Source organism: Streptomyces sp. 13-12-16, from assembly GCF_002114215.1.
GTDB lineage: Bacteria > Actinomycetota > Actinomycetes > Streptomycetales > Streptomycetaceae > Streptomyces.
Map to the genome: position 1 here is coordinate 1 of NZ_NCTE01001139.1, position 587 is coordinate 587.

At 76.5% G+C, this 587-nt stretch carries 1 protein-coding gene; it reads right to left on the reverse strand.

The window, feature by feature from the left end; translation table 11 throughout:
* A partial coding sequence (locus tag B7767_RS36485; protein ID WP_218775847.1) for a DUF3488 domain-containing protein occupies positions 1 to 587 on the reverse strand: 587 nt, incomplete at both ends.

Consider the following 587-nt stretch of genomic DNA (forward strand, 5'->3'; position numbering starts at 1 on the left):
AGGGCGAGCGGCACCACCAGGGCGATGCCCAGCGCGACCGCGCCGATCCGCCGCCCGGTGCGCACCGGTGCGACGGCGCCGGGCGAGTCCCCGCCCGGACCGGGCGCCCCGCCGAACACGCGCCCCCACTGGGAGAGCCGGTCCCGGCCCTCGGCGAGCAGCAGCATCAGATAGCCGGCCGCCGCCAGCAGGAACCACAGCCAGTCGATGCCGTTGTCGGCCAGCCCCGCGGCCACCGAGTACAGGGCGAGCAGCGGCAGCCCCGCCGGGGCCGCGCCGCGGAAGGTCACCGCGAGGGTGTCCACCAGCAGCCCGATCACCAGCACGCCGCCGACCAGCATCAGCCGGATGCCGTCGGACAGCGGCGCCGGGATCGCGTACCGGCTGACGTCGTCGCCGCCCTGCTCCAGCAGCTCGGCGAAGAAGCGGACGGCGTCGGGGCCGGGTATCAGCCCGGCGAAGGCGTGCTCACGCGCGAACATCAGGGTCAGCAGCAGCAGCGTCACCAGGAACTGCGCCGCCACCGTCAGCGGACGCGCCAGCGGCACCCGCCGGGCCGCCGCGCCCACGCCCGACTGCACCGCCAG